The following is a 1,712-nucleotide window of genomic DNA, read 5'->3' on the forward strand; positions in this document are numbered from 1 at the left end:
GCTCATCGCCGTGAAAACCTTGGCAGCAATATGAAGCAGATGTTTCGTGCGATAAAACGACTAGTAGAAACTCATGATGATATTGAAGTCGTTTATCCCGTACACTTAAATCCGGCTGTACGGGAGACGGCGGATGAGATACTAGGAAAAGATGACAGAATTAAGCTGATTGAACCACTGGGTGTCATTGACTTTCATAATTTTGCTTCCCGTGCTCACTTGATTCTTACCGATTCTGGGGGTGTGCAGGAAGAAGCGCCTTCTCTGGGCGTGCCTGTACTTGTGCTTCGAAATACAACCGAAAGACCAGAAGGAATTGAAGCAGGAACGCTTAAACTCGCCGGAACGGACGAGGATCGTATCTATAATTTGGCTCACGAACTTTTATCTGATCAGGCTAAACATGCCGCCATGGCTCGTGCTTCCAATCCTTATGGAGATGGACAGGCTTCTAGGCGGATTGCAGAAGCGCTCCGCTTTTATTTTAAACAGCGGGAAGATAAACCCGAGCCTTTCAAAACAGAATAACAACAGCTGAATCAAGCTCTATTTTATAGAGCTTGATTTTTTTAATTTCAAGTCTTACCGTTCGCATTTTGCAATTCTTAAAACGGTTAACTTATCTTTGCATAACGCTGCTTCTCCTAACACACACTATTCAAAAAAGGAGACACGTTATGCGGTATAAAATCTCGGTTTTTCTGCTGCTGGCAGCTGTTCTAATGGGATTCAGCCAGCCTGATCCAGAGGAAGAACTTACGATTATTGTGGAACTAAAAGAGATGGATGTGTCTACCTTTAAAAAACAGGTGGAAGCCCGGCTGCCGCGTCTTGAAGTTGTGGCGGAATATGACACTATTTTTAATGGAGTGGCTGTAAAAGGCTTGCCCGGAGAGCTTGATAAAATGATACGCGTGCATAAAGGGATTCAGCCGTATCCTGTACAAATGTATAAAGCTCAAGCGGAGCCTCTTGCATATAAATCAGGTATAACGCTTACTACAGACTTCATCCGGCCAGACACAGAGTTTACCGGCCGAGGGGTGAAAGTAGGAGTGATTGATACAGGGATGGATTACAATCACCCTGATTTAAAAGTTAACTATCAGGGAGGCTTTGATGTCGTTGATTTTGATGATGATCCGATGGAAACGATGGAAGAAGGAGCTACTATTCACGGAACGCATGTAGCGGGAGTAATTGGGGCGGACGGCGATATGAAAGGGGTGGCTCCTGATGCGGAACTTTATGCGTACAGGGCGCTCGGTCCAGGCGGGATGGGTTCTTCAGTCCAGGTAATAGCTGCGATAGAGGAAGCGGTGGAAGATGGCATGGATGTTATAAACCTATCGCTCGGTAACGACGTGAATGGTCCGGACTGGCCGACGACAAAAGCGGTTGATAAAGCGATTGAGCTGGGGACGACAGTTGTAGTAGCTGCTGGAAACGCCGGGCCGAACCCATGGACAGTCGGTTCACCTGCTACTTCCCCGTCTGCCATAACGGTTGGTGCTGCTGCTCTTCCTTCTGAGAAGCCTTTATTAAAAATACCAGGAGAACGACGGGAGATTCCTGTCCTGCTCCTTCAGGGGTCCAGACCCTGGACTTTTACTAAAAAGATGCCGTTATTTAATGGTTCAAATGAAGACTTTTTTGGTGTGACAGGAAAAATTGTGTTGATGAGGCGGGGGGGTACTTCCTTTGCTGAAAAA

The 1,712-nt window shown here is 46.3% G+C and carries 2 protein-coding genes; both read left to right on the forward strand.

Going from position 1 to position 1,712, the window contains the following annotated elements; all coding sequences use genetic code 11:
- On the forward strand, nucleotides 1-528 hold a 528-nt coding region (wecB, locus tag B7E06_RS03390; protein ID WP_082232667.1), incomplete at its 5' end, for a non-hydrolyzing UDP-N-acetylglucosamine 2-epimerase.
- Between the two features lie 149 nt (nucleotides 529-677).
- Nucleotides 678-1,712: S8 family peptidase (locus tag B7E06_RS03395; protein ID WP_179133933.1), on the forward strand; the 1,035-nt coding region annotated here is incomplete at its 3' end.

Origin of the sequence: Halobacillus massiliensis (assembly GCF_900166625.1) — a bacterium.
GTDB classification, from domain to species: domain Bacteria; phylum Bacillota; class Bacilli; order Bacillales; family Halobacillaceae; genus Halobacillus_A; species Halobacillus_A massiliensis.